This is a genomic window from Collinsella sp. CLA-ER-H5, from assembly GCF_040092375.1.
GTDB lineage: Bacteria > Actinomycetota > Coriobacteriia > Coriobacteriales > Coriobacteriaceae > Collinsella.
This window is the reverse complement of the sequence record NZ_JBBNLR010000040.1, coordinates 1-2,368: the sequence shown is the minus strand read 5'-3', so window position 1 is coordinate 2,368 and position 2,368 is coordinate 1. Positions and strand designations below refer to the sequence as shown.

At 57.3% G+C, this 2,368-nt stretch carries 1 protein-coding gene and 1 rRNA gene; both read right to left on the bottom strand.

Annotated features, from left to right (window positions below):
* Positions 1–324: 324 nt before the first annotated feature.
* Positions 325–2,019 (bottom strand): phospho-sugar mutase, encoded by a 1,695-nt coding sequence (locus AAAX31_RS10005; RefSeq protein ID WP_118935477.1) that lies wholly within the window; start codon positions 2,017–2,019, stop codon positions 325–327.
* A gap of 243 nt (positions 2,020–2,262) precedes the next feature.
* Positions 2,263–2,368: ribosomal RNA gene (rrf, locus tag AAAX31_RS10000) — 5S ribosomal RNA — on the bottom strand; the annotation flags it as partial.

Sequence of the window (2,368 nt, the reverse complement as noted above, 5' to 3'; positions counted from 1 at the left end):
GCCTCTCGGCGGCCTTGCGAAAAACAAATCCAAGTTAGACCATTTCAAATGGTTCGATGTCTGCCCGGATGCGACACTGAAGTTAGTGTCCATCCTCGCAGTATCCGGTTCTCAAGGTGCACGCCTGGCGGCTGATCCGGTCCGACCGGGCCGCGCGGCAAGGAGATATATTGCCAGACCGGAGGGCCCCCGTGGGCGGGAATCTGGGCGTACACATTTCCTACACATCTTGTGATCCTCAGCTGTATTTGCCAGTAATAAAGAGGGGACCTCGTTTCCGAGATCCCCTCCTCCGTCTATCTATAGAAATAGGCTTTCAAAGCCTTAGGCCAATAGCTTGCGACCGGACTCCTCAATCGCGTCAAGTGCGGCATCAGCCTCGGCGGCATCAGCGCCCTTAGCGAAGATGTACAGCTTAATCTTGGGCTCGGTGCCGGAAGGACGGACGATACCCTTGTTGCCGCCCTCAAGATCGAACTCAATGACATTAGCCTTCGGCAGGCCGTTCACGCAGGTGTTGTAATCCACGACGGCCTCAATCTTGGAACCGGCGAGCTCCGCGGGCGGGTTCTCGCGCAGACCGGCCATGATGCCGGCCATCTTCGCCGCACCCTCAGCGCCCGGATAGCTCAGCGAAATCGTCTTGTTATGATAGTAGCCATACTTCTCGTAAAGCTCGTGCATCGCATCGGCAAGGTTCTTGCCCTGGAGCTTATAATACTGCGCCATCTGGCAAATCAGAAGCGAAGTGCTCACGGCATCCTTGTCGCGCACGTGGTCACCGGCCAGATAGCCGTAGCTCTCCTCAAAACCGAAGATAAAGCGATCCACCTCGCCAGCATCGGAAAGAGAAGTAATGATGTCGCCGATGTACTTGAAGCCCGTCAGGCAGCGGCGAAGCTCAAAACCGTACTCGTCGGCCAGAGCGTCAACCATGGCGGAAGAAACGATAGTAGTAACGGCGACCTTCTTAGTGAGGTCCTCACCGCGGGCAGCACGGGTCTTGCAGATATAGTCGAGCAGCAGAACGCCCATCTCATTGCCGGTCAGCAGCAGATAGTCATCGCCATTCTTAACGGCAACGCCAACACGGTCGGCGTCGGGATCGGTTGCAAGCAGCAAATCAGGGTGAACCTGCTCGCAGAGATCGATGCCCTTCTGCATGGCCTGACGGATCTCGGGGTTAGGATACGGGCAGGTCGGGAAATCGCCGTTAGGCTCCTTCTGCTCGGGAACAACCGTGACATCGGTGATGCCAGCGCGCTCGAGCACCGTCGTGACGGGAATGAGGCCAGTGCCGTTGAGCGGAGTGTAGACGAGCTTAAGCGGAGCGCCAGCGATCTCCTCGGCAGAAAGGTTAGTCACGCCGCGGGCGAGAACGGCGTCGTAATAACGCTCGAGGCACGAGTCATCGATCCATTTGACCAGACCCTGCTCAAGAGCCTCATCGAAGTCCATGGACTTCACGCCGGTAAACGTATCGGTCTCGGCGATAGCCCTAGAAATTGCATCGGCAGCCTCGCTGGTGATCTGGCAGCCGTCGGGGCCATAGGCCTTATAGCCATTATACGGCGCCGGGTTATGGCTAGCGGTCATGCAAATGCCACCGGAGCACTTAAGGTCGCGGACGGCCCAGGAGAGCGTCGGCACAGGAGAAATCTTGGGATACACGAGGGCAGTCACGCCGTTTGCTGCAAGAATGGCAGCCGTCGTCTTAACGAACAGCTCACCTTTATTGCGGCTATCGCGAGCGATGGCGACCGTCGGATGCTCGAAGGTCGCATTGAGGTAGTCAGCGAATCCCTGGGTCGCACGACCGACCGTATAGATATTCATACGGTTAGTGCCCGCACCGATAGTGCCGCGAAGGCCGGCAGTACCGAAGGCGAGATCCTGGAAGAAAGCGTCGGTGATGGCGTCCTCATCACCCTGCTCCTTCATCGTGTTAAGCTCAGCGAGGAGCTCCTCGTCCTTGACATTGGCAATCCAAGTATCAAGCAGCTCATGAACATCTGCCATATGAGTCCTTCCGTCACAATCAATAAAACGACCCGTGTAAAACAGGACAAGCGCAGCAGTGCGCTAAAGCAAATATTAGTCCATTGAGAACAAAGAACCGACCACAGAACGGTGAACGTTTATATTCACCGGTGGATGATTGAAGTGATTTAATTGCTTAGTGAATGCCGCCCTTAACGCAAAAAGGGGGAGGCCGCGAGGCCTCCCCCTTCTCAGTTCGATGACGGCTCGGTGCCGTCCACCGGTCAGCGGCGCCCTGGCCTCCCACGGGCTGGCCCCGCAGTACTCTCGGCGCGATGGGGCTTAGCTTCCGGGTTCGGAACGGGACCGGGCGTGCCCCCCATGCTCT

Excerpts from the sequence above, each read along its gene's own strand:
- AAAX31_RS10005 (WP_118935477.1), bottom strand. The coding sequence starts at position 2,019 with ATGGCAGATGTTCATGAGCTGCTTGATACTTGGATTGCCAATGTCAAG.